This window comes from Alteromonas sp. KC3, assembly GCF_016756315.1.
In the GTDB taxonomy this organism is placed as follows: Bacteria; Pseudomonadota; Gammaproteobacteria; order Enterobacterales; family Alteromonadaceae; genus Alteromonas.
The window spans coordinates 3,010,095-3,036,409 of the sequence record NZ_AP024235.1; the positions used below are offsets into that span (position 1 = coordinate 3,010,095).

Here is a 26,315-nt window from a genome sequence, read left to right on the forward strand (position 1 = left end):
ACGTCATTACCTTGTTAAAAGTTAAGCGCTGATTTTCCCGAGCAATACTGCTTGATATTTGCTACTTTCAGTCTTATGAAGCTTTCTTGCGATAAACCGATACGCAAAAAAAGTCACCACACCACTTGGCAACAAAGCCCAAAGTTCCTGCTCGAGCCCAAGCGCTACAAGCGAAAAAGACGACAACACAAAAGATGCCATAAACACTATTAATGGCATCAGGTATAGCCATGCCGATGCACTTAATACACCCGCTTCAGGGATCCCAACACTGACTTGTTGCCCCACATTCACAGGCATAGGAGAGCGCAATGTCAGTTGTTGTGTTTTCGGCGCTAATGCACGAGAGACGAGCCCCGTTCCACAATCACTTTGTGCCTGACAACTACTACACGTTGACTTGATTGCCGCCTCGACAATAACTAAATCGCCATCAACGGCAACAACAGTAGCAGTTTCTTTAATCATACAGCCTGTATTCTCTTTATTTAATTCACAGCCTTGGGGCCAAGTGACGTTGCAATAGCCTTGGCCGTTTGCAATGGAATTTCACCCACGATTGTCACTTGCGCCTTACCATCAGTTAGCGTCAAAAAAGTACTCAATTCATTGCGCAGTGCTAAATCGCCGCCTAACGCGTCTTCTGCTGGTTGTACATAAACAGACACATCCACAAGACCGTCAGATAATAGTTTATATTCTACCACTTGACCTGTTAATGCTAATCGCCGTGTATCTTGCTTTATTTCTCTCATGCCAGTCGGCATATAGCCAATATCCCAACTGTGCTCACGGGTTTGACTGGTCCCCATTGCCATTGGTTTCGGTAATGAACTAAGGTTTACTCTCGAAAAATAATCAGACGGTTCAGGGTTGATAGCAAAGGCAGTCACCTGAATCTGCTCTAGCAAAGTGCCTTGCAAGTCGAGCATATTCAGTTTCAACAACATACCTGACTCTTCGTCTAACCAAAGCTGGTAACCAAAACGCGTGTTATCACGACTAACAATGCGAATTTGTTGAGCAGGTCGTCCAGCCACTCTTGCGCGACCAACGGGAACAAATTCATACGCTTCGAGAAGCTCTTCGGGGTGATAGACCAACGCACTCGGTATAGGGCCATTGATATGATTAGAGTGCAAACTGTAAGGTTGAACATCTGGCTCAAAAACGCTGACAACGTCGTTGATACGGATGAGCTCGCGACCTGGGCCGTTTTGCAAACTTAACTGCTCAACTTCGGTACCATCCTCCAAAATGCCATGGCGCCATAGATACGGAACGGTTTCTTTCCCAGCGATGGTCTGTACAAAGGTCACTTGAAAATTAGCAGACGAAATAACGCGCTGCAGCTGAGACAGCCATTGCACAGTATTATATGGATTCGAAGAGGTAGTTGCATTCTCTCGTTGTGAAGGCATTTCTTGCGCCGAGGGCTGCTCATTATCTGAAGGCTCTGTTGACGTTGAAGACTGTGCATCAGCTGAGGGCTGTGTATGAGCTGAGGGCTCTTTACCCGCTTCAGGCTCTGCACTCGTCTGGGCGGCAGCATGCGATATAGAAAGACCTAGAATGACAATTGAAAAGAAAAGAGAAGTACGGCGCATTTTCCTTGCCTCAGAAACAGACAAACCAGCAGTAGATGCTGGTTTGCACTTTAAAAATAAACTGCTCACATGTAATTATGACACAATTACACTTAAATGTAGATGCGTGACGCTAACCGCCCAACGCTGAAGATAATCAACAGCACTTGCAAACAGCTACTCTGGGCGCTCAGCCTCCGAGTCTTGTTTGTCACTGTCGCTGGCTTCCTCAGCTTGCTTCAATCTAATTTGTTGCTCGTGATCGGCTATCAGCGCATTGATTTTCCGTTTTGTCTCTAGCATTTCGTTCATATCGTTACGAGGAAGTGCGCGAGTTTGCTCAAGACTCACAGGAGATAAACCACCTTGAGGTCTTGTCGAAAACGTTTCAAAAGGTTCGCTTGGCGCAGGCTGGTTAAATTGCTGTACACCTAAAATAACGGCAACGGCAACAGAGGCTGCTACAGCGAACTGACCCGATTGCTTTGCAAATGGAACCACACTACCGAGCACGGGTATTGAGCGCCAGCGAGACGGTTTAGGTGCCACAATTGCGGGTTCATTCTCTAATGCGGCTGCAACACTTGCCGTAATATCTAATTGTGGGGCGACACTCGCTTCTTTTCTCATTGCACCGCGAATAACATGGTAACGTTGCCATTTGGCCTGAAGCGCTTCATCGTGCTTTATCGCATCGATAATTTCATTGCCTTCTATCTCACCATCCATGAATGCGGACAATTTTTCTTGCTGTTGCGTCATATATTCATATCCAGATCAATTTGATCGTTAACTACCCTAACACAGCTGTTAGTCATCGACGAAAAAAGAAAGTTCATCTTTTTTTTAATTTATTTCGATTAATTTTCTAACAGCGGCTGAATTACTTTATCAATGGCCTCTCGCGCTCTGAAAATACGAGAACGAACCGTCCCTACAGGGCACGACATCACGCTCGCTATTTCTTCGTAGCTAAGCCCTTCTATTTCTCGAAGTGTAATTGCCATACGCAGATCATCGGGCAGTTTTTCTACCACTTTAAAAAGCGTTTCTTCTATTTCTTCGGATAAAAGGCTTCTCTCCGGCGTAGATTGCTCTTTAAGTGCATCGCTGCCTTCGTAGTAATCTGCTTCATCTGCATCCACATCGCTTGCAGGCGGCTTACGCCCTTGTGATACAAGGTAGTTCTTCGCACTGTTTACCGCAATGCGATACAACCACGTATAAAAGGCACTATCGCCACGAAAGTTAGGCAGTGCACGATAGGCTTTAATAAACGCCTCTTGTGTTACATCCGCCACATCGCCTGTGTTTTTTACATATCGAGAAACCAAATGCATAACTTTGTGTTGATAGCGAGTTACCAACAAATTAAACGCATTTTTATCGCCACGCTGTACTTTTTCGACCAATTGTTGGTCGGTTATCTGCTCGCTCATTCGAGCCGTTACTCCCTACTTCTACCACACCCTAGCTCTCATAAGCATGGATGTAGACGCGTTCTTTTATTAAAAGTTCTGTCTAAGCATTAAAAATTTTAAAAAATGCGTGTATCTACACCTAACACTTATTGTGTTTTGTCACTCATCCTTTAGACTTGCCGAACCTTTGCTCGTTTGAATTGATATAAAAATACATGAAATCTGTATCGTCTTCACTAACTTCCACATCAAATGCAATAGAACACCGTTGCGATGTATTGATAATTGGAAGTGGCGCAGCTGGACTTAGCCTTGCGTTGAAGCTCGCTGACCATTGTCAGGTCATCGTTTTAAGCAAAAGCGATAGAAACGAAGGTTCAACGCGTTATGCTCAAGGTGGCATAGCGGCAGTATTTGATGAACAAGACTCCATTGACGCACACGTTAAAGATACACTTAAAGCCGGTGGTGGTTTATGTGATGAGCCCGCCGTGCGCTTTACCGCTGAGCGCGCAAAAGCATCACTAGAGTGGCTTATTAGCTACGGCGTGCCCTTTGATACGGAAAAAAGTGAAAATGGAGAGGAACGCTTTCATTTAACGAGAGAAGGTGGACATAGCCACCGTCGCATTCTTCATGCCGCTGACGCTACAGGAGAAGCGCTACAAATCACGTTAAACGACGCGGTATCAACACATCCGAATATTCATATATTCGAACGCTACAATGCTATTGATCTTATTCCTTCAAAATCAAAAAAGAACCACTGCGTTGGGGCTTACGTTTGGAATAGACAACAAGAACATGTGGAAGTAATACGAGCACCGTTTATAGCGCTTGCAACCGGTGGGGGCAGCAAAGTTTATCAGTATACGTCTAACCCCGACGTTTCAAGCGGCGATGGCATTGCAATGGCGTGGCGGGCTGGCTGCAGAGTAGCCAATATGGAGTTTAACCAGTTCCACCCCACTTGCTTATTCCACCCGCAGGCTCGAAACTTTCTAATTACAGAAGCGCTGCGTGGTGAAGGGGCTAATTTGTGCCATGCTGACGGCACACGCTTTATGCACAAGTTTGATGAACGCGGCGATTTGGCACCGCGTGATGTTGTGGCTCGCGCGATTGATTATGAAATGAAGCGTTTAGGCGCAGACTGTATGTATCTCGACATCAGTCACAAGCCGGCTGACTTCATTGTTAAACACTTTCCTAACATTTATCGAAAGTGCCGTTCACTCGGCATAGATATAACCCGCGAGCCTATTCCTGTGGTACCTGCAGCACACTACAGTTGTGGTGGCGTCATTACTGATTTTAACGCAAAAACAGATCTTGATAATGTCTACGCTGTCGGAGAGGTTGCCTATACAGGTCTTCATGGCGCCAATCGTATGGCATCAAATTCCTTGTTGGAATGTGTTGTTTTTGCAACCGCCGCCGCTGAACATATCATTAGTAAGTTACCAAGCGCAGACTTCGAAGAAGCCATTGCGCCGTGGGATGAAAGTCAGGTTTCCAATTCTGATGAAGAAGTTATTATTCAGCATAATTGGCACGAACTACGCTTATTTATGTGGGATTATGTTGGCATAGTGCGAACAGACAAACGACTAGAGCGCGCTATGCGCAGAATAAAGTTGTTAGAGCAAGAAATTGCAGAGTACTACGCGCATTTTCGAGTCAGCAACAATCTGTTGGAACTGAGAAATCTAGTTACCGTTGCAGAACTCATTGTACGCTGTGCAATGGAAAGAAAAGAGAGCCGTGGCCTACATTTTAACTTGGACCACCCAGAACAACTCGACGACCCAAAACCCACTATTCTGACACCGAAAAAGCAGTTATCCAGTGCTGATGTGGGTTCACTTATCACTGAAGCAAGCTTCCGTGACGGTGAAGGTACAGAGTAATTAATCTAAGGTAAAAAAGGTGAGTTAATACTCACCTTTTTTTGTAATCGCACCAACTCCAAACGTAAATTAAAAGCTAAGCTTTATTTCTACGTGAGTCAGTGTCTCGTCAAAATTAGTCACATCCACAAGAGCGCTGTTATCCGTTACGCATTGTTGGTGAATATGTATGTCACTTGGTAAGAAAACGGGCTTCTTGAAGCGGCACTCCACGTCTTTTAACTGCAGTGAGTTCGAACCACTATAATGTGAAACAAACGCAGATACCGCCCTTGCAAGGGTCCACATGCCATGAGCAATAGGCTTCTTGAAACCAAAAGCTTTGGCCGAAATTGCTGAAATGTGTATAGGGTTATAGTCACCAGACAGCTTTGCATAGCGTCGCCCAGTATTGGATGGCACTGTAATTTCACTAATCAGCGCTTTTTGCTGAGTGTCACATTCTTCATGCGATTCGCTGTGTACTGCACGAGGTGCGACATGAACAGCTTTCACTTTAACCAAATAGCTACTAATGGCGCGATATACCAATTGTCCGTGTTGCCATGCTTCTAGCATGACATCAACTTCCCACCCTCGCTGATGGGGCTGCACGTCATTAAAGCGCACACGACACTCAAACGCTTCACTAATGTCACACTCGTTAACGATGGATATACGATTAGCTGCATGAATAAGTCCCAGTAAAGGAAAAGGACTTTGCTTATCAAGCAGACACTGCATTTGAAGTGGAAGCGACAACATTTGCAAATACAACGGATGTAGTTGATCACCAGCAGGCCAGTCAACTTCGTTGCAAAAGTTACCATAGTGTACGTTATCGATGTGTAGCGTTTTGGTGTAGATACGCTGTGGCAATGTAGGTGGCTTGAATTGCATCAACTGCCTTGTATCTACGCGCTTAAACAACGCTTTAGTATACTCACGAAACATCTATTTAATTCCTTGAAGGCGTTCCTTTTTCGCGAAAATTATTGCTCTTGATAATCGGCGATAATCCGCTTCGGAACATTCATTTTTTAACACCCAAGCAAAATGAGTATGACTCCGGTCGAACCAACGATATTTTACGCTCGCCACTTCAATGCACAGTCCCCACACAAACATTTGAGAAGAAGAATGAATTTGCATAGGGATATTATCTGTATTGATTTGTGAGCGTGATAAAGTGTTGAAAAGCTGTACTTTGCCTTTTGTACGCGCAGACTCGTTGGTCACGCTAATAATACCATTGCTTGAAAGTGAAAGCGTATATTCGGGAATAACAACTTTGTTACTAAATATGCCGAACCATCTAAAAATAGTGGCCTTGTCTAGCATAAATACCACTGCGCCACCGACAACAAAAGCCCCAACCCAAAACGCTATGAGCCCAACAGGTGATACCCATGACCATGTTTGCGGTGAAGCACTTATCACTGCCAATGCAACACAGACTATTACAGATAGAGCAGTGGCTACATATCGGTAAGGAGAAAGTCTAATTTCAATCCTATACTTTGACACGGTTAACTATGGTTGCGACCATTGCCGCCAACTCTGGATCGTCACACTTCTGGTGTCCCATAATCCACGCAAACAAATCTGGATCATCGCTAGTGAGTAAGCGCTCAAATGTCACTTGATCTTCATAACTTAAATCATCAAACGCTTCTTCAACAAAAGGAAGTAAAAGTACATCTAATTCGAGCATACCTCTTCGGCAAGCCCATTTTAATCGTGCTAGTCTTTTTGGTTCAAACATAGTGTCTTAATTATCGTTTTGAATTCACATAGGATAATACCACGCAAGCGGTGTGTGGATCACTGCTCTTTTGGTCTGATAACGCCTTTTCGATTCGCTTTATTGGTTGTGCCCAACATGAATTGGAATAGGTATACTTTGCATACTAACCAAAGTCCTAACTTTTGGCGCCAGCAGGGACTTGAATATCCTGATTTTTGCCATACGTTTACCACATCATTCGTTATTTATGAGAACCCGTTATGACGCAACTCACCGCTTTACATTCACTACCTGAACAGTTTGCCGTACAGCTAAGTGACAATATGATTATTTCACTGGAAGGTGAGCAAGCTGACAGCTACCTGCACGGTCAGTTAACGGTTAATATCACGGCACTAAGCGACGGCATTGCTCGTCACTATGCCCACTGTGACAATAAAGGTAAAACCTGGTCATTAGGTGTAGTAACACGCCATGACAAGCAACTATTGATGATCACAAATACATCATCAGGCGCCCATTCGTTGGCTCAGTTAAACAAATATGGAGTGTTCTCTAAGGTAGACATAATTGATGCGACACCGTCGTATGAGTCATTTTTTGTCTCTTCAAACGTTGCTGAAGCATTGCTCAAAACACACTTCCCCCACGCAGACTTTGCAGCACTTACTTCAATACCGAGTTCTCAAAAGAATTTAGCAAGCTATTCTGCTGAAAGCGGCATTCTTTACAATAGTGGCCTTCAAGAAAACGGTGTTATAGCGATTGTAAAAAGCGACGTTGCTAGTGCACTTCGCGAACAACTTGGGTCACTTGATATTACCTGTTTTCCCCATAGCGTGTTTAGTGCACTTCAGATTAAGAACGTGCATGCCACAATAGATGATGCGTCTATTGCTGAATACGTACCTCAGATGATGAACGTGCATGCCCTAGAGGGCATCGATTTTGATAAAGGCTGTTACATGGGTCAAGAGGTTGTAGCACGCACCCGTTTTCTGGGGAAAAATAAACGCGCAGCGTTTAGTCTAACCCTAGATGGCACCGTTGATATTGCTCCTGGTGCATCGTTAGAAAAGCAACTTGGAGAGAATTGGCGTATAGCGGGGAAAGTCATTAATAGCGTGGCTCTCGGACAAGAAACATGGCTGCTTGCAGTACTCAATAACGATACAACTCCCTCGGATTTACACAGATTGGCTGATAATACTGCTGTGACCTGCTACCCTAATGCATTGCCGTACAATATTGAGCAACAAGCGAGCAATATTGTGAAGAGACGCCGTTAACAGTACACCAACTCAAAAGTACTGTATTACATTTTTTACTGCCCTATTTTTGTTTAGGGCCCAACTAGGATTTGTTATGACAATTACCTCTGACAGCGTTGTAACGCTGCACTACACCGTTTCTACCGAAGATGGTACAACACTTGATTCATCAGAAGGGAAGTCTCCGCTGGTAGTGCTGCTAGGACGCCGCTTTCTTATTGAGGGATTAGAAGATGCATTAATTGGCAAGTCGAAAGATGATAGCTTCAACATTGCTGTTACACCTGAAAAAGCATACGGAGAGCGCGCTGATGAACTGGTTCAAACCGTTCCTCGCTCAATGTTTGAAGGTATGGACGTAGAAGTTGGCATGTCGTTCAGAGCGACGACACCACAAGGTGAGCAATCTGTGATCATTATTGAGACCACCGATGACGAAGTGGTGGTTGATGGAAACCACCCGCTTGCAGGTATTCCACTTACCTTTGACGTGAAAGTCATTGATGTACGAGAAGCCACCGCCGAAGAGCTTGAGCATGGCCACGCACATGGCGCTGGCGGCTGTGGCCACGACCACTAATAACGCACAATAAGAAAAGGGGAGCACACTACTGTCTGCTCCCCTTTGTACTTTCTTACGATAAAATTAAATAGCGTCTTCGTTTTGTTCACCAGTGCGAATTCGCACGGCCATCTCTACGTTGTAGACAAAAATCTTTCCGTCGCCGATTTTGCCGGTTTTTGCGGATGATTGAATGGCCTCAACGGCCTGCTCTACTCGCTCATCATCCAGCACTAATTCAATTTTAATCTTCGGTAGGAAGTCGACCTGGTACTCAGCGCCGCGATATAGCTCAGTATGGCCTTTTTGACGACCAAAGCCTTTCACCTCTGACACTGTCATCCCTGCTATACCGACTTCAGCTAGCGCTTCCCTAACGTCGTCCATTTTGAACGGTTTAATGATAGCTTCAATTTTCTTCATGACTACAACTCATCGTAAATTGTTGGAATTGGCACACGTTTATGTTGTGTACGCTCATAAATATAGAGCAATTTCTCTTCCACTTCTGCAGAAACCGCTTTTCCTTCAAGGAAGTCATCTATTTGGTCATAGGTCATACCTAACGCCTGCTCGTCAGCCTTCTGCGGCGCTAAACTCTCTAGATCGGCCGTAGGCGCTTTTGTAATCACATTATGTGGTGCACCTAAATGTGCCGCTATTGCACGTACTTGGCGCTTACTTAACCCGAACAGAGGTGCTAAATCACACGCGCCATCACCGTATTTAGTGTAAAAGCCTGTAATATTTTCAGCAGAATGGTCAGTACCTAACACGAGTCCATCAACCATGCCCGCTATCTCATACTGAATTACCATGCGGGTACGCGCCTTAACATTACCTTTCACAAAGTCTTTTTTGGCGTCACTTTCTGGCAGTAAGTTAGTTTGCGCAAGTGCCTCGGTTGTAGAGACGTGAATAGCATCTGCACCTGGCTGTACATTAACCGTAACAGCATGTGTAGGTTTTATGAAATCAATAGACTGTTGCGCGTCGTCTTCATCAGCTTGAGTATCGTATGGCAGACGCACTGCAATAAACTGATAATTTTCATGATTTTCTTGATTTAGCTCATCCACGGCTAACTGGGCTAGTCGCCCTAACGTACACGAATCAATACCGCCGCTAATGCCCAACACAAGGGCGTTCAGGCCAGACGTTAATAACTGCTTTTTGATAAATGAGACTCGACGAGCAATTTCAAATTCCACGTCAATTTCAGGCAGCACTTTCATTTCTTCAATAACCGCTTGTTTTTGCATCATAATTTCCACGTAATGTTGAGGCGTCCTGTCTAATGAGTTTACGATAATATACAACGAGATGTTAGTGCTATTATGCTGTTGTTTTTGATAAGCACGTTAAGTGTATGGTCGTATATGCGCTAAGGAGTAATTACATACCCTACCGACTGAGAATTAGTTTAACCTATAATGTATTAGTGTGTTTGATCCATCGCACAATTTATTATTTGTAATCTAAGTTAAAGAGTTAATTACACCGTATGAAAAATGTCGTAGCTCGTAACTCATCATTTCATTCGCTGAAATCGCAACACGGTCTCACGTTATTGGAAATGCTAGTCGCTGTGGCTATCTTGGCAATTATCCTTACATCGGTGGCACCCAATATTCAAAGCATCCTTATCAAAAACAAAATCACTGCTGACTTAAATAGTTTAAGTGCGGTAGCACAACGCGCTAGGTTTACTGCTGTCGACGAACAAACAAATGTCGTTTTGTGCCCTACCGAAAACTATACGGCGTGTGTCAACGATTGGAAAAATGCAAAAATGGTGTTTATCGATGCCAATGGCAACGGCACTCGTGATAATACCGAAGAACTAATTGTAAGCAGTGACCCGCTAAATTCTGCAAACGCGATTTACGGTATCAGTGGCGCCATAGTATTTGACGAACAAGGTGGTATTGATACCGCAGCCACGATAACAATGTGTCCAAAAACGAACGATAATGCTTATGCTTCTGCCTTATTACTATCACTTTATGGACGTATTTCTGTTGCGGTAGATAGTAATGGTAATGGCGTTAAAGAAGACTTAAGCGGCACTGAGCTAAGTTGTAGCTAACTCTCTTCTCTAGCGTGTTCTTACATACATGACCTAGGCGTTACGCCCTGCGGCGTCAATACAAGGGTTTTACACTTATCACCGTTGGTGTAAAACCCCATGCTAAACGTAATTTCATAGGTATTTTTGCTAACGTTGTTTTCTAACACTGTAACCTCGTCAACTGGTACAGAAGGCAGTGATGATAATGGCAAGTATAATCCGGTGAGCAGCCAATGGCGTGCCTGCAATGCCTGAATTTCAATAATGTATGCCTTTGCTTTTAGCTTATTTACCTTTTGCGATGACCCAAAAACCTGACTGTGTAGTGCGACGGCGATAATGCCTACTACTGCGATAGCGCAAAGTAATTCGACTAGTGTAACCCCCTCATTTTTGGCTACAAATGCCTTTCTCTGCCAATTCCCTTCCATAGTACAGCTTCCTTCACGTGTATTCACCGATACAGTAACGCTATCAATTTACCTACTTCAGATTAACCGAACTAACGTATGGTTTTACGCGACACAACATCTCTTCTTTTCAAACAGTTAAGATATAAGGGTTATAGCTTGTTAGAAGTCATGCTCGTCGTTACCTTGGTGAGCTTTATCAGTGCGCTTTCACTTCCTTCTTTCGTTAAGTGGAAACAAGAAATTGAATTTAGGCGCGCACTAGGGGCTATTACAGAGCTTGCTACCACGGCACGCTCTGCTGCTATCTCACTAAAAGCACCTGTGCACCTGCATTTACAAATGAATAAAAGCAGCTGCGTTGCGGTGAGTGTGGACAAAAACTGCGACTGCCACACACTTCATAAATGCGCTGTTGATGACAAAGTGTGGTCGATACAATCCCATGCACTTAATGCCACTATTGTGAACAAAAAAGAAAACAAAAAGCATGTGACCTTTTCGCCACTAGGGACGGTTTTTTTTGGTGGCAACACAACACTGCAAATTGCTCACGCGTCACTAACGGGCAAAGTGACAATAAGTGTATTGGGCAGAGTAAGGGCTTGTTCAAATACTCCCCTTTCAGGCGTTGCATTATGTTGAGGTTTCAAGGGTTTACATTGGTTGAGTTGCTGATTGCAGCGACCCTAGGCGCGCTAGTCATTTCTTACGCCACAAGCAATGTTGCAATGCTGCATCACGCTTTTCTTCAGATGCAGCTCGAAATTGCCTTAAAGGACGAAATCCGAACCTTGCATCATTATTTAAAACGCAATTTGAGCCAGGCCGACTTCAACATGCCGCCAGTACTCTCACCCATTAACCTCAGCCCTACAGCAGGCAGTTCAATTAGCATCAGCAATTTCCCAAAAGAGAAAAAGCATAGTTGTGTCACCTTCTCATTCGATAAAAATCACAATGGTAAGGTAACTCAAGCTGAGGGAGAACTTATGGGTTTTCGTTTACGTGACTATGCAATTGAACAGCGAGTATCGGGAGCATCATGTAAAGCCAAAGGGTGGCACGATATTACCGATAGTCAGTCTTTGCGTATCACGCATTTTTCAATTGCCCCCATACAGCATAATGCACTAGGCGGTGTCTATGAGGTTGAAATAGATGCAAAGAGCACAAAAAATTTCGCTATCGTGTCAGCCCTGAAATTTACCATTCACATTCCTAATGCGCGTTAACAAGGGTAACTGATGAGTATCTATGGCATTTCAATTAACAATGCTATCGCTGAAAGTAGACGACAGCGCGGCATGGTAATTCTTGGTATTGTGATAATCCTTTTGACAATAACGGCCTTTCTTACGGGGGCAACATCCCGTGCAGTGCAGCATTTTTTGGATGTCGATAGGTCGATTACATCTAGTGACGATATAGAGGTCTCACTGACTCAATCACTACGCGATATTGCGGCACAGTTGCGTACCACTTCACCCCAAAATATCCCCAACATAAATGCTGATGTAACCCACTCAATTAACGCACTCTCGCTTCTTGCTAAAAATCAACAGCACCTCGAGCAGTTTCACATAACTGTGAGCTCAGTGAACCACAACATTACGTTGGGTGAACAATTTCTGCGCTACCCAGCCCTGTTAAATATTCCGACGATTGTTCAAGCAACGGCCTTTTCCCCTGCAATTACTGAGTTCTTATTCAATCGTAAAATTAAAAAACTAACAGGGCTGTATTTTCCCAATCCAGACCTTCGCAAGGCCTGTGATGATCTTGCAGAAGCAAGTGTGCATTGGGTTGTTGGTGATTGTGTTATAGATGATAACGATGTAGATCATGCCAATAGCGCGTCGCCTATGCTTATCATTGTTAAAGACGGCAACATAACATTGGCTAAAAATACGACTTTCGAGGGCCTTTTGGTGCACCTATCAACTACACCAACGAAATACACGTTGTCACTGAAAAGCGGGGCGAGTATCAATGGTGCATTCTTATCAAATACGCAATTAATCGAACATATTGCGGGAAGTATGCATTACTCCAGCAAGATATTAACGACTTTACAGCGCAAACCCTCGTTGCAAAAAATAATTCCAATCACGGGGAGTTGGTATGTGCAATGAAAAACAGCATATTCGAAACAGCGGAGTGGCTTTAGTAGAGGTACTTGTTGCCCTCTTCTTTTTCGTCAGTACTTCGGTGTTAGTTCTTGATACTTATATTCAAACAAAGTTGTTACTGATAACAATTGTTGAGTCAAAAGCGCAGCGACAAATCCAAACGAACCAAAAAGCACTCGCCTCCATTACCCCACTCTACGAACAGCATTGGGATGACATAGTGCTTTTTGGGAAATTGCAGGTTAAGCCTGTGTCTAAACTCTGATTGAGCGTTTTACACTCCAGTTAGCAAGACCAACAGTACTCGGATGACTCAAGACTACCGTTGTTATTTTGATCCCATCCTTTTCGACCGTCGCTATAATAAAATAATGCTCCGTCTGACGCCTGACTAGACCCACTAACAGGTGTCGCTTTAAGTTGGTATGACGTCGCATTTGAGGCAACGATAGTTAAGTCATAGCGCTTGTTAGCAGCAGGCTCTGACGATGGTGAGTAAGTAGCAAAAATCGTTGGTGCACCTGTGTTACCGCCGCCGCTCGCTGCCCCCTCGTAACTAAAAGAGCCGCTGTGATGACGCTCCATTGCCGCGGCTAAAGCCAATAAGTCTGCCTGTCCAGTACCGCGATAACCATCGGCAATAACTCCTTGATATGAAGGATAAGCAATTGCTGCCACAATACCGATTATCGTTACTACAATCATAAGCTCAATAAGGGAGAAACCCGCTTGTCGAACACCTTTAATCATTTTATTCTCTCTCTGTCTCTGAGTGCCAGCTTCCGCGTTGAATTCGTTCAAATCGTCCATAGATATTTTCCGCTAAGCATTCAAATGCTGAAATGCAGGCTTCATTGTTACCATCTTCATCCACCTCGATAACGGCAGATACACACTCGGTGCCCAAACACACCACAGGGCTAACAATATCTTCGATAAGAATTTTAGTTTCTGGTGCTATCCCTGTTTGCTTGAGTTCAGCAACACGATCGCCGTCGTCAAGCACACCATTATTATTGAGATCAGTGACCGCATTGCCATTAAACATGCTCACCAAATAAGCACGACTATTGCCGGTCGGTGGTGCACAAGCGCTTGTGCTACTCACAGCTGGTACGTAGGTTGTAAAGAATACTTTGTAATCAAGAATGAGCGGTGATGATAGTACTTTTTCGCCATTAGTAGTTAAGTTTAGATACCAACCTGCTTTGTTGGCAAACGTTGCAGCCGCTAATTCGCGCGCCGTTTCATCACTACTTGTTAGTGCATGGCTTGTTGCATTGTACATATCACTTTCATACACGGTGGTCATAAACGAATAGTCACCATTGATGTCTCGCTTAAACACACCAGTGTCTTTTAACATGTAGAAGTTATCTTCAACAACCGTGTCTAAAGGTGACGCTCGCCAGCCACTACCAAGAGCAACACCGTAGTACAACTCATCACCCAACGCGATCTCTGTAACATCGGGACCATAATAAAAACGACGATTCGTTTCTGCCGTGTCGCCGCCAAAATCAGCTAAACGTGCACCTTTTATAAAGTTGCTTCCTGATTTGCCGTTGTAAATATCGAGTCTGAAAAGCTGTCCACCTGTATCAGCGACATACATGTGATCGGCAAATCCATCGTTGTCTCTGTCTATCACGGAAATACGCCCAGGGATACTGTATGTCATATTCGTGAGATTAAGGTTGGCGTCAGCGTTACTGGCATGCCACAGTAAACTGCCATTATCCGCATCAAACATAAACACTGCATTGCCGATACCGTCACTCGACCTAACAATGCGATCATCTTGAGCGTCGTCGTAGCCGCCACCAACAATCATCACGTTTTTAACTTGGTCTCCCATACGCACTTTGGTAATTGTGGGTCTAGACCACGTTTGTCCAAGTTTGGCAAGCTCTCCTGTACCACCTTCAATTTTAAATTTTAAGGTTGGTGCTGTCTTATTCGTTACATCAAAAACATAGTAGTTCTGACCACCACGGCGCATTCCTACGTACAGGTATTTCTTTTCATCAACGGTGCGCAAGATGAGGTCGCCATCAATGCCGTACTTGTGCTCAAATGACGAAGCATCCTTGTAGAAGTGGTGTAAATTCTGAAGTAAGGTCTTTGGCATAATAGCGAAATTTTCCTCACCCGTTTGCGTATCAAACGAGTGCAACATACCTTGGTTTGTCGCAACAAAAATCGCTGAATCATTTAGGCCATAGTTCACGATAATAGGCTGGGAATGAATGGGGTCTCCCATTTGAGGACGGTAATCACTTGTGCTGCCGTCGCCGTTGTCATCCTTTACATCAACACCACGTGCCCATTTTAATATGGCTGCACGAAGCGCTTCTGCATCAGGTTCACTCTCAAGCGCCAAGTCTCCTATCGTTATGCTGCTATTGTCTTCGTGAAGTGAATTAGCACTTCGTACGATGCTACCAGCGTCCTCAAATACGTAGATGTGGCGGTTAGCACCTAGCTTACTGGCTGCGCCTCCGTCACTCACTTCACTACCATCGGCTAACGTAGACCAATAGCTGTGAGAATTCTCAGCAAAGAACCCCGTCACACTATCTACCGCGTTTAAACTGTTCTTATCTAAAATTTCGTCTCCGCTTAACCGATAGCGTTTCAAGTTGCCGGGCCAAATCGCACCTTCACTAGGTTTAAACAGTGCAAAATAAAGCTCATCGCGGTGAGTAAGTCGGTTTAATTGGTTAACGGCAACACCTGGCGATACAAAAGTTGCGTTGATATCTTTTACGGAGCGCAAAATCGTATTGAACGCTTCAAGTAGATCAGTACTGTTGTCTGCCTGATAGAATCCACCACCACTTTGTAACGCTAATTGATTTAAGAAATTGTTAGCCGTACTGTTGGCAGCAAAGCCAATGGTGTGGGTGATAACTCGGGGTCCGATGACGGACGTTTCTGATTTGCTGATATTTTTAACGAGATCCAAACCACATTTTTCACCACCGCTTCCTGTACACGACTTCCCTAGCAGCGTTTGAATTTTACTTACACTGTGGTTGTTGTTCGCTTCACCATCTGAAAGTAACACAATATGGTTATTGGTCTGACATTGAAGGTCAGAAACAGGCGAGATGTAAGTTGCACCGCTTGGGATAGCTTCGTTGATACAGTTACTGCTTGATAAATTATCGACGGTACAACCCGACGGCAGTATAGAGTCAGCACCCAGATACGAACTTCTGTGACTGACTCGGGTACTACGTCGTACCGAACTGCTGACATCACCCTGGCCACGTCGCAAACCGTAATCAACTGCCAATCCACCGTAATAGTTTGTCGCCTCTAGGAGCGTATCAACTATAGGGGTGAATCCATTGGCACTGAGTTCGTCAATTTTACTGATTAAATGCTCTCTTACCGTAGCAGAAGCGCCAGGCGTTGCTGAACCGTTAAACTTGACGATAAGTTTGGGCGCTTTTGATGGTGAGCCGCCATAGGTATAGGCTCCGCGATACGACACAAAATCATCTAAAACAAACGCCATATCGTTGCCAGCAACCCAGCCGCTACGATCGACTATCTCTTTAACAATACTACTAATATTTGGAGAGCGATATTCACTATTGCTGTAAAAATATGGCATAGACCAGGTAACACCTGACGTTTTTGGCAGGTTTGCTAATCGATAACGTCTATCTGGGTGAAAGTCGCTTGCATCGTCATCGGCAACACCGCGAATACGCATACTCGCATTACCATAAGTACGTGTGCTGTATGCGGTAAATTCAAGGTACGCCTCGGTTACTACCGCACCTTGAGGAATGTTAACATTGCGAAAACGAATACCAATATTGTCGTTATAGTAAGAATTGAATGTCAGCTCGTTACCGGTATTCGGGTAGCCATTAGTGTCTTCTTCAGAGTTATCTTTTGAGTTACCAACCTGATAAATTCCCTCACCTTGAATACAACCAGTAGCGGTTGAATCGTCATAGGAAATAACAAGCTGTGGCGCACCACTTTGCCCAACATCACTTGCTCTTGCTTCTCGACTACTCGCCGAGTCTGTACTACTTCCTTCAATAAGAATATTCAGTGATTTACCGCCACACCAAGCACTCAAATCGACGATTTCTTGAATAACACTACTGATGTCTGGTGTAGTGATTACTTCGCCCGATGAGGGGAAGCTATTATCTGTTGACCACTCGACACTTGCCCCCGTTTTCGTGCGTGAGGACAAGTCGTTATTGGTCGTTGAAAATGCAGCACTTGCAGCAGACGCTTCGCCTGCAATAGTAAATGATGTGCCTGCTACGTTGAATTTTTCTGAAGTAAATCGAATGCTAGCACTAACAATCGTTGCACCTTGTGGGATATTAAGGTCTGTAAAACGCAAGCCAGAGGTGACCGTTTTGGTGCCGCTACTTAGCACAAGATCGTTGCTTTGCGTGGTTACCGTGCCGTCGATTTCATGTGCATCATGGTCATCTTCACTTGTCGAAATAATGATTTCAGGTCTCACTGCCTCATCAATGTTACGCACGGGATAAAGAATGGGGCCACCGTAGTCAGAGAAGCGCATAAGACCAGCATTGATATTGGTTGCCGACTGAAGGGCCTCTTTAAGTGCGTTCTGCACTCTCAACATTCGTGTCTGCGACGTTCCATCATACCCGCCCATACTGCCTGATGAGTCCATTATAAACAGAACATTTGGGTTATAGGTCACCGCACTGTTGGCATTACCTAAATAAATATCGAGGTCATCACCAACCGCGGAAAAGCCAATACAGCTAAAAAGTGTAATGGAGGCAAGATAACTTGAGATTTTCTTCATAACGCCACCTACTGAGATGCTGGTCCGAATACAGATGCTGCGAGTGTATTAGCTACCACTGACGACTTACCAGACACCTTTCCACAACCACGAATAACAAACATATGGCAGTTGATATTACTGCCGCCTATAACATTACTTGATCCACGACACGCTTGCTCTCTCACAAACGCGGTACGCGACCAGCTTTTTGAGGAGGCAGCAGTTTGATAGGTACCGTCTGTAACATGCCTATCCCCAACGGCCAGCCCTCCCTCGGTCATATATCGGTCAGTCCACTGACCTTCATCAAAACAGCTCATAGTATCTGCTACAGGGTCAAATATATTTCCTTGGCGCGCTTCAGATAGTGGGTCAGTTTTGGTTGCATCACTTAACAACACTTCATCTTCTGATTCAAAAAATACGCCCGCGATCGCCGACTCTGCAGCGTCGAAAGCCAATCCGCTTTGTTGCATCGACACGGCCATTTTCGACTGAGATAAACTACTAGTAACGGCGCTTACTCCTAATACCGTAATGGACAAGAGTACAAGTAGTGCAAACACCATGACCAAACCTTGTTGCCTCATTGCGAACTCCTTACAAAATTCTTCATATTGCGAAGCGCCAATGTCTTAGAAAAAACTTGGTAATAATGAGAAGTACTCATTGTCCTTGCGGCTTCATTAAGCAAGGCGTATTTCTGCGCTTGCGTTTGCTGTACTTCGTTTTGATAGCTTTTCAGCATTAACGCCCACCGAAGAGATACAACTTGTTGATTTGTATTGCGCAGCCCACCAATTTCATCGGCAGTAACGTATCTAATAGCTTGACCTCTAGAAGACGTGATAGTGTCTGAAACGCCAAACTGAATTTGAAAGCTTTCAACGTTGTCAAGCAGCGTCACTGTACTGGGTGAAACAGCTTGTACTTTTAAACCTCGCAATACACGTCCGTCGTATCCGGTGCATTTCAGCGCATTGCCACTGACAAAATAGTGATTCACAACATGAAACTCAGCATCGACTGCGTAGCCATGGTTATTGCCCGTACAATCTTCTGTTCCCAGCATACTCACCACGAGTTTGTCGCTACCACCTGATGCGGTTTGCACACTACCCAGGCTAGCTATAGAGCCAAAGTCGCCAGGTATGGCAATGGGATTATTTTGTACATAAGCGGCTTCAGCAATGGTATCAACTGAATTGTCGATATTTGCCGTTACCAAATCGTAGCGCCCAACTTCGTAGAACTCAGCCGATAGGCGACCCATAATAAATCGTCCCGACTCTTGGACCTGCGCCACCGCTTGATTGAGCTTGTTAGTTACGCTACTACTCACTAACACTTGGATAACGGCAGCAGAAATCAACAAGCCCAGCGTTAGCGTTACCATTAACTCAACCAGTGAAAAACCATTTTGGTGCGCTGGAGCGTGGGGAATACGTCTCATAGCGTGATATCCTTAAACACGCAGGCGTTACTATCACCTTCTGCTGCATTGCATCGCGCATTGAGCGTATACTTTTGATTGCCCGATGACGTCACCGGCCACGTTAACAAAATCTCTACGCGAGAGCCGGCACTACAACTATACACATCAGCATTGTTGTTATCGTCGCAGCTCACTCGCACTTTTGTTTGAGGATTAGTTTGTACAGCCGAGCAAGACAATGCCCAACCATCATAAGCTGCCATTTGCACTTCGTTGCAGTCTTGACCTTCGCAATTGGGAATACCCGCCGGTCTCACTAAGCAGTAACAACGATAAGGGTGAGACGACCCAGAACAACTTAGACCAGCAAAGTTATACGTATTGGCAGAAAAGTAATTATTAGGCACCACCATGCCATCTCCCACCGAGGCAGGACGTGCTGCGGCTCGAAGCCGTTCAGCAACCTGAGAGGCCACCATTTCAGCTTGGGTGCGGCTAATGGCATCTTTGTTTGCAAACGACCCCGTAAACTGTAAAGCAGCAACACCAAGTAGCCCGACAGCGAGTATAAATAGCGTAATTAGGATTTCAATTAACCCTGCACCATGATGTTTGAAGAAGCGGTCTTGCATAATAGGCTTCGTTGTCACCTTGTTTGTTATCATCATTACTGCCATCTACGTGAGATTACATTTGGCACTACTGCCACTGTAGTATAGTAAGACAAAACGGTAAGTGACTGCGTATTCTTGGTTATTAAAACGTATAATTTTTCGATACGCGCACGCAAAGTTTGAATTAACTTACTGACTACTTGCTAACAGCAACCGTCTATTGGATGAGAACAACATAAACGATGCCACACTTCATCGCGCTTGTGATGTTATAAAATCAAGTTATTGCCATAAATACAATACGGTGGCTGTGCATATAGGTATCGGCAATTATTCCTAATACCCAATTACATTTTTTGTCTTAAAGTGGAAACAAAAACACCGCGACAATGCGCGGTGTTTTAAAAAAGTACGTATTAAGGAATGTAGGTTAAATGACTTGTTTAACTCTCAGTTCCTTAGGAACCGCGAACTCGACATTTTCCTCACGACCAGCGCGTTCAGACGCAGACACAGCGCCCCACTCTTTTAATCGGTTTACTACGCCTTGAACTAATACTTCGGGTGCCGACGCGCCAGCAGTAACTCCGATGTGCTCGACACCGTCTAACCACGCTTTTTGGATACAGTTTGCATCGGCAATAAGGTACGCTTTGGCGCCAATTTTTTCAGCAAGTTCTCTTAAGCGGTTAGAGTTAGAACTGTTTTGTGCCCCTACAACCAACAAGACTTGGCAGTCTTGGGCAAGGTCGCGTACCGCATCTTGGCGATTTTGCGTTGCATAGCAAATATCGTCTTTGCGTGGGCCATTAATTTGAGGGAACTTTGCACGTAAGGCGTCAATCACATCCGCGGTGTCATCTACCGACAGAGTAGTTTGACTACAATAGTATAAATTAGTCGGGTCTTTAACTTCTAATGTTGCAACGTCAGCCTCGGATTCCACAAGATAAATCCCGCCATCTTCATTGCTGTATTGCCCCATCGTACCTTCTACTTCTGGATGCCCAGCATGGCCTATAAGGATACACTCCGTGCCTGTTTTGCTCGCCCTTGTTACTTCCATATGCACCTTAGTCACCAATGGACAGGTCGCATCGAAAACTTTAAGTCCACGCTCATCAGCTTCTTTTCGCACCGCTTGTGATACACCATGTGCTGAAAAGATGACAATGCTATCATCAGGTACTTCATGTAACTCATCTACAAACAAGGCACCGCGCTCGCGTAAACCGTCAACCACAAACTTGTTATGAACAACTTCGTGTCGAACGTAAATAGGCGGTTCAAACATTTCTAAAGCGCGCTCTACGATGGTGATCGCTCTGTCTACGCCTGCGCAAAAACCACGGGGATTTGCCAAATGAATCTGCATGATTAATTTACCTCTTGTGCCGAAGCACCTGGCTTAACATCGACAATTTCCACATCAAAGATGACAGTTTGCCCCGCAAGAGGGTGATTGAAGTCTACTGTCACAGAGTCGCCTGCCACACTTCGAATAATACCCGGTATTTCAGAGCCATCAGGCTGAGAAAAAGCCAAGATCATCCCCTCTTCGATACTCAAATCGGCACTGAAGCGACTTCTATCCATATAATGAATATTGTTTGGGTTTGGCTCACCAAACGCGTCGTTTGCCGCTAACGTAAACGCCTTTTTGTCACCTTTCTTAAGGCCTAACAAACACGCCTCAAAGTTAGGAGTAAGGCTGCCATCACCCATTACCATTTTAGCGGGTTTGTTGTTAACTCGCGTACTATCTGCCGCAGAGCCATCTTCTAACTTTAAGTCAAAGTGAAGAATCACTTCGCTGTCAGCACTAATTACTAAAGAATCTGTCATGACTTTTCCGAAACTTACTTTAAGGTTTCACTATTTTGTACGCTTTTGTTGGCGTTATTGCTTTTATCACCATTTTTGACCATGTCGATAATCAATAGCGCTGCACCAATAAAGATGGCACTGTCAGCAATATTAAAGGCTGGCCAATGATAGTTGTTTACGTAAAAATCGAGGAAATCGATAACATAGCCGTGAACAAGACGGTCATACACATTACCTAGGGCACCACCAAGGATGAACGCAAACGCCACCGGCAACATTTTTTGCGACCGAGGAGACTGCTTTAACCACCACAATATAACGACACTAACAACAACTGCTATAGCAGTGAAAAACCAACGCTGCCAACCACCTGCACTATCTAAGAAGCTAAAAGCAGCACCGTAGTTGTGCACATAGGTCAGGTTAAAGAACGGCAATATTTGTATCGATTGATACAACGACATACTGTCAATCACCGCATACTTACTCCATTGATCAAGGATAAACGCAACTGCGCTTATCCATAAAAATCGAAGACCGGTATCGCGAAAAAGGTTAAGCATAATGACGCTCTTCTCCATCGCCATCGATATTGGTAACGCAGCGACCACATAGTTCTTCATGGCCTTCATGTGTACCTACATCGTCACGATGATGCCAGCAACGAACACACTTATCTCCGCTTGCTTTATCAACGCTTAGCCACAAACCGTCCACATCGGTTTTTGTCGCACCTTCTGGCGCACTTTCAACCTTGGTCAAGCTCACACCAGAAGTGATAAGCACAAACCGAAGTTCGTCTTCCAGTTTTGCTAATACATCGTAAAGTGACTCAGACGCATAAAGTGAAATGCTTGCCTCTAATGAACCACCTAGCTCGCCATCTTTGCGCGCTTGCTCCATTGCCTGGTTAGCAGCGTCTTTCACACTTAGTACTTGGTGCCATAGTTCATCGTTGAACGTGTCGCTTTGTGTAAAATCACTGAAGCCTTCATACCAGGTCTCAGTGAAAACAAACTCACTGCGCTCACCTGGTAACGTTTCCCAGATTTCTTGTGCAGTAAAGCTAGTAATCGGTGCCATCCAGCGCACTAACGCTTCAATAATGTGGTACATCGCAGTTTGACAAGAACGACGTGCTACACCATCCGCTTTTGCAGTGTATTGGCGATCCTTTATCACGTCCAAGTAGAACGAACCTAGCTCGATGGAGCAGAAGTGCATAAGCTTCTGCGACACAACGAGTAAATCGTAATTGTTATACGCGTCGATTAGCTCACTTTGAAGCGCCTTGGCGCGAGCTACAATCCAGCGGTCTAACGCTACCATGTCATCTTCAGCAACTGCGTCTTCTACTTTGAACCCATTGAGGTTTGCCAGTAGGAATCGTGCCGTGTTGCGTACACGACGATACGAATCGGCGGCGCGTTTTAGAATTTCATCTGATACCGCAATTTCTCCACGATAGTCAGTTGATGCAACCCAAAGACGAAGAATATCCGCACCTAACTTGTTGGTAACTTCTTGTGGTGCAACTACGTTACCCACCGATTTAGACATTTTTCTACCGTGAGCATCAACGGTAAAGCCGTGGGTTAGTACTTCTTTATAAGGCGCATGTCCATGCATCGCAGTCGATGACATCAGTGACGACATAAACCAACCACGATGCTGGTCAGAGCCTTCAAGATAAAGATCTGCTGATGCTGGAATGTCATCGCGCTGATCAACAACAAAATAATGTGTCACACCCGAGTCAAACCATACATCTAGAGTATCCGTTACTTTCTCGTAGTGCTCTAACTCTCCGCCAAGAAGGGCCGCATCGTCAATGTCCCACCACGCTTGAATACCTTTAGCTTCAACTTCTAACGCCACTTTTTCCATAAGCGCAGCTGACTCAGGGTGAATTTCACCAGTCAACTTATGTACGTATAGTGGAATTGGCACACCCCAAGTACGTTGACGAGAAATACACCAATCTGGACGGCCTTCTACCATTTTTTCAATGCGATTTTGGCCCCAATCAGGGATCCACTTAGTCTGTTTGATTTGTTCAAGTGACTCTGCACGTAACCCTTTTTTGTCCATGCTGACAAACCACTGTGGTGTTGCACGGAAAATGATAGGTGTTTTATGACGCCAGCAGTGTGGATAGCTGTGCTCGTATTTAACGTTAAGAACAAGGTTGCCCTTTTCTTTCACAGTTTCGATGATTTCATCGTTGGCTTTAAATACAAATTGTCCGGCAAACAACGGCGTGTTTTCAAGATAAACACCGTTATTACCAACAGGGTTATACACTTCAATGTCGTATTGCTTACCTACGTTAAAGTCGTCTACACCATGTGCTGGGGCCGTATGAACACAACCAGTACCGGATTCAGTGGTTACGTGCTCGCCAAGAATAAGCGGCACTTCTAGGTCTAGGAACGGATGGTTAACCTTAAGCTTATCAAGCGCAGCACCTGTACACGTTGCTACTTCGCGGAAGTCTTCAACCCCATAGCGATTCATACAACTTTCTAGTAGGTCTTGCGCTACAACCAACCACTCTTTCGAAGGTTGAATTTCAACAATTGCATACGTCAGTTCAGGATGCAGACTGATAGCGCGGTTTGCAGGCAGTGTCCAAGGCGTCGTTGTCCAAATTACCACGCCAGCTTTGTGCGCGTGCAGATCGCTTTCTGTAACGCCGAACGCCTCAGCTATTGCGCCACTATCAGCAACAGGGAACTTTACATCGATAGCAGGTGATACTTTGTCTTTGTATTCAACTTCTGCTTCAGCTAACGCTGAACCACAGTCAGTACACCAATGAACAGGTTTGAAGCCCTTTTCAAGGTGACCAGAATCTACAATTTTTCCGAGCGCGCGAATGATGTCTGCTTCAGACTTAAAATCCATGGTTTTGTAAGGATTGTCCCACTCACCGAAAACGCCCAGGCGCTTGAAATCAGCCATTTGCCCGTCAATTTGCTTCTGCGCATATTCTCGGCATTTTTGGCGAAACTCTGCAGCCGTTACTTTCTTGCCCGGCTTACCAACTTTCTTTTCTACCATCAACTCAATTGGCAGACCGTGACAATCCCACCCTGGTACATAGGGAGAATCAAAATCGGATAAGTTCTTAGACTTTACAATAATATCTTTCAGTATTTTGTTTACTGCGTGACCAATATGAATGTCGCCGTTTGCATAAGGAGGGCCATCGTGAAGAATAAAAGGCTTTTTACCTTTTTTCGCTTCACGAATTTTGCTGTATACCCCTTTTTCCTGCCAGTCTTTAAGCATTTTTGGCTCGCGCTGAGCAAGATTACCGCGCATTGGAAACGCAGTTTCTGGAAGGTTTAATGTGGCTTTGTAATCACTCATAAAATTGTATTATCCGGTTACCTTGGGTTTCACCTATTGCCGAGTAGGCATTGTGAAGGCGTTCAATTTTGTTTTGCCGCACTGCTTATTTTATCCGCGCCATTTTTTACAAACGCCAAACAGTGCAGCAAGTAAATTTATGCGTATATTTTGCGTGACTTTATCACGAACAACTACGCTAATAACAGACGCGCTTGTGCAGCATCTGCTTGAATTTGGTCTTTTAATGCTTCAAACGAAGCAAATTTAATTTCGTCTCTTATTTTGACCATAGGAAAAACAGTTATTGGCTTTCCATACAAATCACTTGATAGGTCAAAAATATGCACTTCTAATTGATTTTGCTCGCCATTAAGGGTTGGTCTGCGACCTATGTTTGCCACACCATTGTAGTGCTTGCCCTCTATGTCAACGCGAACTGCAAAAACGCCGTGTATAGGTGTTTTCTGTCGTTTAAGCATCACATTAGCGGTAGGAAACCCGATGGTTCTCCCTTTCTTTTCGCCATGCACCACGCGGCCGTGAATGGCAAATGGTCGGCCTAGCATTTCAGTAGCCAGCCCGAACTCGCTATCAGCTAATACATCTCTTACAGCGGTTGAACTAATGCGATGTGCATGCATAGTAAAGCTTTGCGTACTTACAACTTCAAAACCATATAGGCGACCAGCAGCTTTGAGCATTTCAAAATCGCCTTTGCGTCCATTGCCAAAACGAAAATCATCACCGACAACAAGAAATTTAACGCCTAATTTGTCGACAAGGAGATCGTGTACGAAAGTGTCCGCACTTTGTTTGGCAAACTCGGCATTGAAGCGCACCGCTAGCAATCTATCGACGCCTTGCTGTTTGAGCAACTCGTATTTTTCACGAAGTGGGCTGATTCGCGCTGGCGCCCTTTCAGGCATAAAGACTTCTTCAGGTTGAGGCTCAAACACCATGACAGTTGCAGGCAGTGAAAGAGACTTTGCTTTTTCAAGCACATTAGCTAACACAGCCTGATGGCCACGGTGCACACCGTCGAACTTGCCAATAGTGAGCACACACCCCTTATGGTGCGGTTTTACATTGTTTAGCCCGCGGATAAATTCCACTTTTAGCCACTACCTTATAACTGCTAGAAAATCAAAGCTCGCGATTATAGCCGACCACGAGCACAATACCAAGCGTA

General features: G+C 44.6%; 28 protein-coding genes. 8 read left to right on the plus strand and 20 right to left on the minus strand.

The window, feature by feature from the left end; genetic code table 11:
• Positions 1–21 precede the first annotated feature (21 nt).
• The 4 genes from JN178_RS13395 to rpoE form a co-directional block, all read right to left on the minus strand.
• Positions 22–468, minus strand: a complete 447-nt coding sequence (locus JN178_RS13395; protein WP_202261985.1) for a SoxR reducing system RseC family protein — start codon at positions 466–468, stop codon at positions 22–24.
• Positions 469–488: 20 nt separating this feature from the next.
• Positions 489–1,607 (minus strand): MucB/RseB C-terminal domain-containing protein, encoded by a 1,119-nt coding sequence (locus JN178_RS13400; RefSeq protein ID WP_202261986.1) that lies wholly within the window; start codon positions 1,605–1,607, stop codon positions 489–491.
• 156 nt (positions 1,608–1,763) lie between these two features.
• Positions 1,764–2,348 (minus strand): sigma-E factor negative regulatory protein, encoded by a 585-nt coding sequence (locus tag JN178_RS13405; protein WP_202261987.1) that lies wholly within the window; start codon positions 2,346–2,348, stop codon positions 1,764–1,766.
• A gap of 98 nt (positions 2,349–2,446) precedes the next feature.
• The gene (gene rpoE, locus JN178_RS13410; RefSeq protein ID WP_159626982.1) at positions 2,447–3,025 is read right to left on the minus strand and encodes an RNA polymerase sigma factor RpoE; all 579 of its coding nucleotides are present in this window, start codon (positions 3,023–3,025) and stop codon (positions 2,447–2,449) included.
• Between the two features lie 197 nt (positions 3,026–3,222).
• On the opposite strand from rpoE, the gene nadB reads away from it, so the two are divergent.
• Positions 3,223–4,917, plus strand: coding sequence for an L-aspartate oxidase (gene nadB / locus JN178_RS13415; RefSeq protein WP_202261988.1), 1,695 nt, complete (start codon positions 3,223–3,225; stop codon positions 4,915–4,917).
• Between the two features lie 69 nt (positions 4,918–4,986).
• Here the strand turns inward: nadB and JN178_RS13420 are convergent, their stop codons facing one another.
• Genes JN178_RS13420 through JN178_RS13430 form a run of 3 tightly spaced genes read right to left on the minus strand, consistent with a single transcriptional unit; the run spans position 4,987 to position 6,661 of the window.
• The gene (locus JN178_RS13420) at positions 4,987–5,850 is read right to left on the minus strand and encodes a MaoC family dehydratase (RefSeq protein WP_202261989.1); all 864 of its coding nucleotides are present in this window, start codon (positions 5,848–5,850) and stop codon (positions 4,987–4,989) included.
• Positions 5,851–6,423, minus strand: a complete 573-nt coding sequence (locus JN178_RS13425; RefSeq protein WP_232369570.1) for a hypothetical protein — start codon at positions 6,421–6,423, stop codon at positions 5,851–5,853.
• A complete protein-coding gene (locus JN178_RS13430) occupies positions 6,410–6,661 on the minus strand; it encodes an FAD assembly factor SdhE (RefSeq protein WP_159626985.1) in 252 nt (83 codons plus the stop codon). Before JN178_RS13430 ends, JN178_RS13425 begins: the two co-directional genes overlap by 14 nt.
• A 242-nt stretch (positions 6,662–6,903) precedes the next feature.
• Here JN178_RS13430 and ygfZ point away from each other — a divergent pair, with 242 nt between their 5' ends.
• Positions 6,904–7,932, plus strand: coding sequence for a CAF17-like 4Fe-4S cluster assembly/insertion protein YgfZ (ygfZ, locus tag JN178_RS13435; protein WP_202261990.1), 1,029 nt, complete (start codon positions 6,904–6,906; stop codon positions 7,930–7,932).
• A 76-nt stretch (positions 7,933–8,008) separates the two neighbouring features.
• Complete coding sequence (locus JN178_RS13440) at positions 8,009–8,494, plus strand: FKBP-type peptidyl-prolyl cis-trans isomerase (RefSeq protein ID WP_159626987.1); 486 nt, start codon at positions 8,009–8,011, stop codon at positions 8,492–8,494.
• 66 nt (positions 8,495–8,560) lie between these two features.
• Here the strand turns inward: JN178_RS13440 and JN178_RS13445 are convergent, their stop codons facing one another.
• Both JN178_RS13445 and nadE read right to left on the minus strand, forming a co-directional pair.
• Complete coding sequence (locus tag JN178_RS13445) at positions 8,561–8,899, minus strand: P-II family nitrogen regulator (protein WP_159626988.1); 339 nt, start codon at positions 8,897–8,899, stop codon at positions 8,561–8,563.
• Between the two features lie 2 nt (positions 8,900–8,901).
• Positions 8,902–9,738 carry an ammonia-dependent NAD(+) synthetase gene (nadE, locus tag JN178_RS13450; protein ID WP_269752182.1) on the minus strand — a complete coding sequence of 279 codons (837 nt, stop codon included), beginning with the start codon at positions 9,736–9,738 and terminating at the stop codon, positions 8,902–8,904.
• A 242-nt stretch (positions 9,739–9,980) separates the two neighbouring features.
• Here nadE and JN178_RS13455 point away from each other — a divergent pair, with 242 nt between their 5' ends.
• Positions 9,981–10,565 (plus strand): GspH/FimT family pseudopilin, encoded by a 585-nt coding sequence (locus tag JN178_RS13455; RefSeq protein WP_202261992.1) that lies wholly within the window; start codon positions 9,981–9,983, stop codon positions 10,563–10,565.
• 20 nt (positions 10,566–10,585) lie between these two features.
• On the opposite strand, the gene JN178_RS13460 is transcribed toward JN178_RS13455, so the two are convergent.
• Positions 10,586–10,978 (minus strand): type IV pilin protein, encoded by a 393-nt coding sequence (locus tag JN178_RS13460; protein WP_202261993.1) that lies wholly within the window; start codon positions 10,976–10,978, stop codon positions 10,586–10,588.
• A 138-nt stretch (positions 10,979–11,116) separates the two neighbouring features.
• On the opposite strand from JN178_RS13460, the gene JN178_RS13465 reads away from it, so the two are divergent.
• From JN178_RS13465 to JN178_RS13480, 4 genes are read left to right on the plus strand one after another with little or no spacing between them, the layout of a single operon-like run.
• A complete protein-coding gene (locus JN178_RS13465; protein ID WP_202266724.1) occupies positions 11,117–11,602 on the plus strand; it encodes a pilus assembly FimT family protein in 486 nt (161 codons plus the stop codon).
• Complete coding sequence (locus JN178_RS13470; protein ID WP_202261995.1) at positions 11,596–12,192, plus strand: prepilin-type N-terminal cleavage/methylation domain-containing protein; 597 nt, start codon at positions 11,596–11,598, stop codon at positions 12,190–12,192. Before JN178_RS13465 ends, JN178_RS13470 begins: the two co-directional genes overlap by 7 nt.
• A gap of 12 nt (positions 12,193–12,204) precedes the next feature.
• On the plus strand, positions 12,205–13,092 hold the full coding sequence (locus JN178_RS13475) for a hypothetical protein (RefSeq protein WP_202261996.1): 888 nt from the start codon (positions 12,205–12,207) through the stop codon (positions 13,090–13,092).
• Positions 13,082–13,354, plus strand: a complete 273-nt coding sequence (locus JN178_RS13480) for a hypothetical protein (protein ID WP_202261997.1) — start codon at positions 13,082–13,084, stop codon at positions 13,352–13,354. The genes JN178_RS13475 and JN178_RS13480 overlap by 11 nt, the downstream gene beginning before the upstream one ends.
• A 20-nt stretch (positions 13,355–13,374) precedes the next feature.
• Here the strand turns inward: JN178_RS13480 and JN178_RS13485 are convergent, their stop codons facing one another.
• The 10 genes from JN178_RS13485 to ribF form a co-directional block, all read right to left on the minus strand.
• Positions 13,375–13,839, minus strand: coding sequence for a type IV pilin protein (locus JN178_RS13485; protein WP_202261998.1), 465 nt, complete (start codon positions 13,837–13,839; stop codon positions 13,375–13,377).
• A 1-nt stretch (position 13,840) separates the two neighbouring features.
• Positions 13,841–17,911: a PilC/PilY family type IV pilus protein gene (locus JN178_RS13490; RefSeq protein WP_202261999.1), complete on the minus strand. Its 4,071-nt coding sequence runs from the start codon at positions 17,909–17,911 to the stop codon at positions 13,841–13,843.
• Between the two features lie 8 nt (positions 17,912–17,919).
• Positions 17,920–18,483 carry a pilus assembly PilX family protein gene (locus JN178_RS13495; RefSeq protein ID WP_202262000.1) on the minus strand — a complete coding sequence of 188 codons (564 nt, stop codon included), beginning with the start codon at positions 18,481–18,483 and terminating at the stop codon, positions 17,920–17,922.
• Positions 18,480–19,346, minus strand: a complete 867-nt coding sequence (locus JN178_RS13500; RefSeq protein ID WP_202262001.1) for a PilW family protein — start codon at positions 19,344–19,346, stop codon at positions 18,480–18,482. Before JN178_RS13500 ends, JN178_RS13495 begins: the two co-directional genes overlap by 4 nt.
• The gene (locus JN178_RS13505) at positions 19,343–19,993 is read right to left on the minus strand and encodes a type IV pilus modification PilV family protein (RefSeq protein ID WP_442859709.1); all 651 of its coding nucleotides are present in this window, start codon (positions 19,991–19,993) and stop codon (positions 19,343–19,345) included. The genes JN178_RS13500 and JN178_RS13505 overlap by 4 nt, the downstream gene beginning before the upstream one ends.
• A 379-nt stretch (positions 19,994–20,372) precedes the next feature.
• Positions 20,373–21,317 carry a 4-hydroxy-3-methylbut-2-enyl diphosphate reductase gene (gene ispH / locus JN178_RS13510; protein WP_202262002.1) on the minus strand — a complete coding sequence of 315 codons (945 nt, stop codon included), beginning with the start codon at positions 21,315–21,317 and terminating at the stop codon, positions 20,373–20,375.
• A gap of 2 nt (positions 21,318–21,319) precedes the next feature.
• Complete coding sequence (gene fkpB / locus JN178_RS13515) at positions 21,320–21,787, minus strand: FKBP-type peptidyl-prolyl cis-trans isomerase (protein ID WP_159627000.1); 468 nt, start codon at positions 21,785–21,787, stop codon at positions 21,320–21,322.
• A gap of 14 nt (positions 21,788–21,801) precedes the next feature.
• Positions 21,802–22,332 carry a signal peptidase II gene (lspA, locus tag JN178_RS13520; RefSeq protein WP_202262003.1) on the minus strand — a complete coding sequence of 177 codons (531 nt, stop codon included), beginning with the start codon at positions 22,330–22,332 and terminating at the stop codon, positions 21,802–21,804.
• A complete protein-coding gene (ileS, locus tag JN178_RS13525; protein ID WP_202262004.1) occupies positions 22,325–25,144 on the minus strand; it encodes an isoleucine--tRNA ligase in 2,820 nt (939 codons plus the stop codon). Before ileS ends, lspA begins: the two co-directional genes overlap by 8 nt.
• A gap of 173 nt (positions 25,145–25,317) precedes the next feature.
• Positions 25,318–26,238, minus strand: a complete 921-nt coding sequence (gene ribF, locus JN178_RS13530; protein WP_202262005.1) for a bifunctional riboflavin kinase/FAD synthetase — start codon at positions 26,236–26,238, stop codon at positions 25,318–25,320.
• Between the last annotated feature and the right edge of the window lie 77 nt (positions 26,239–26,315).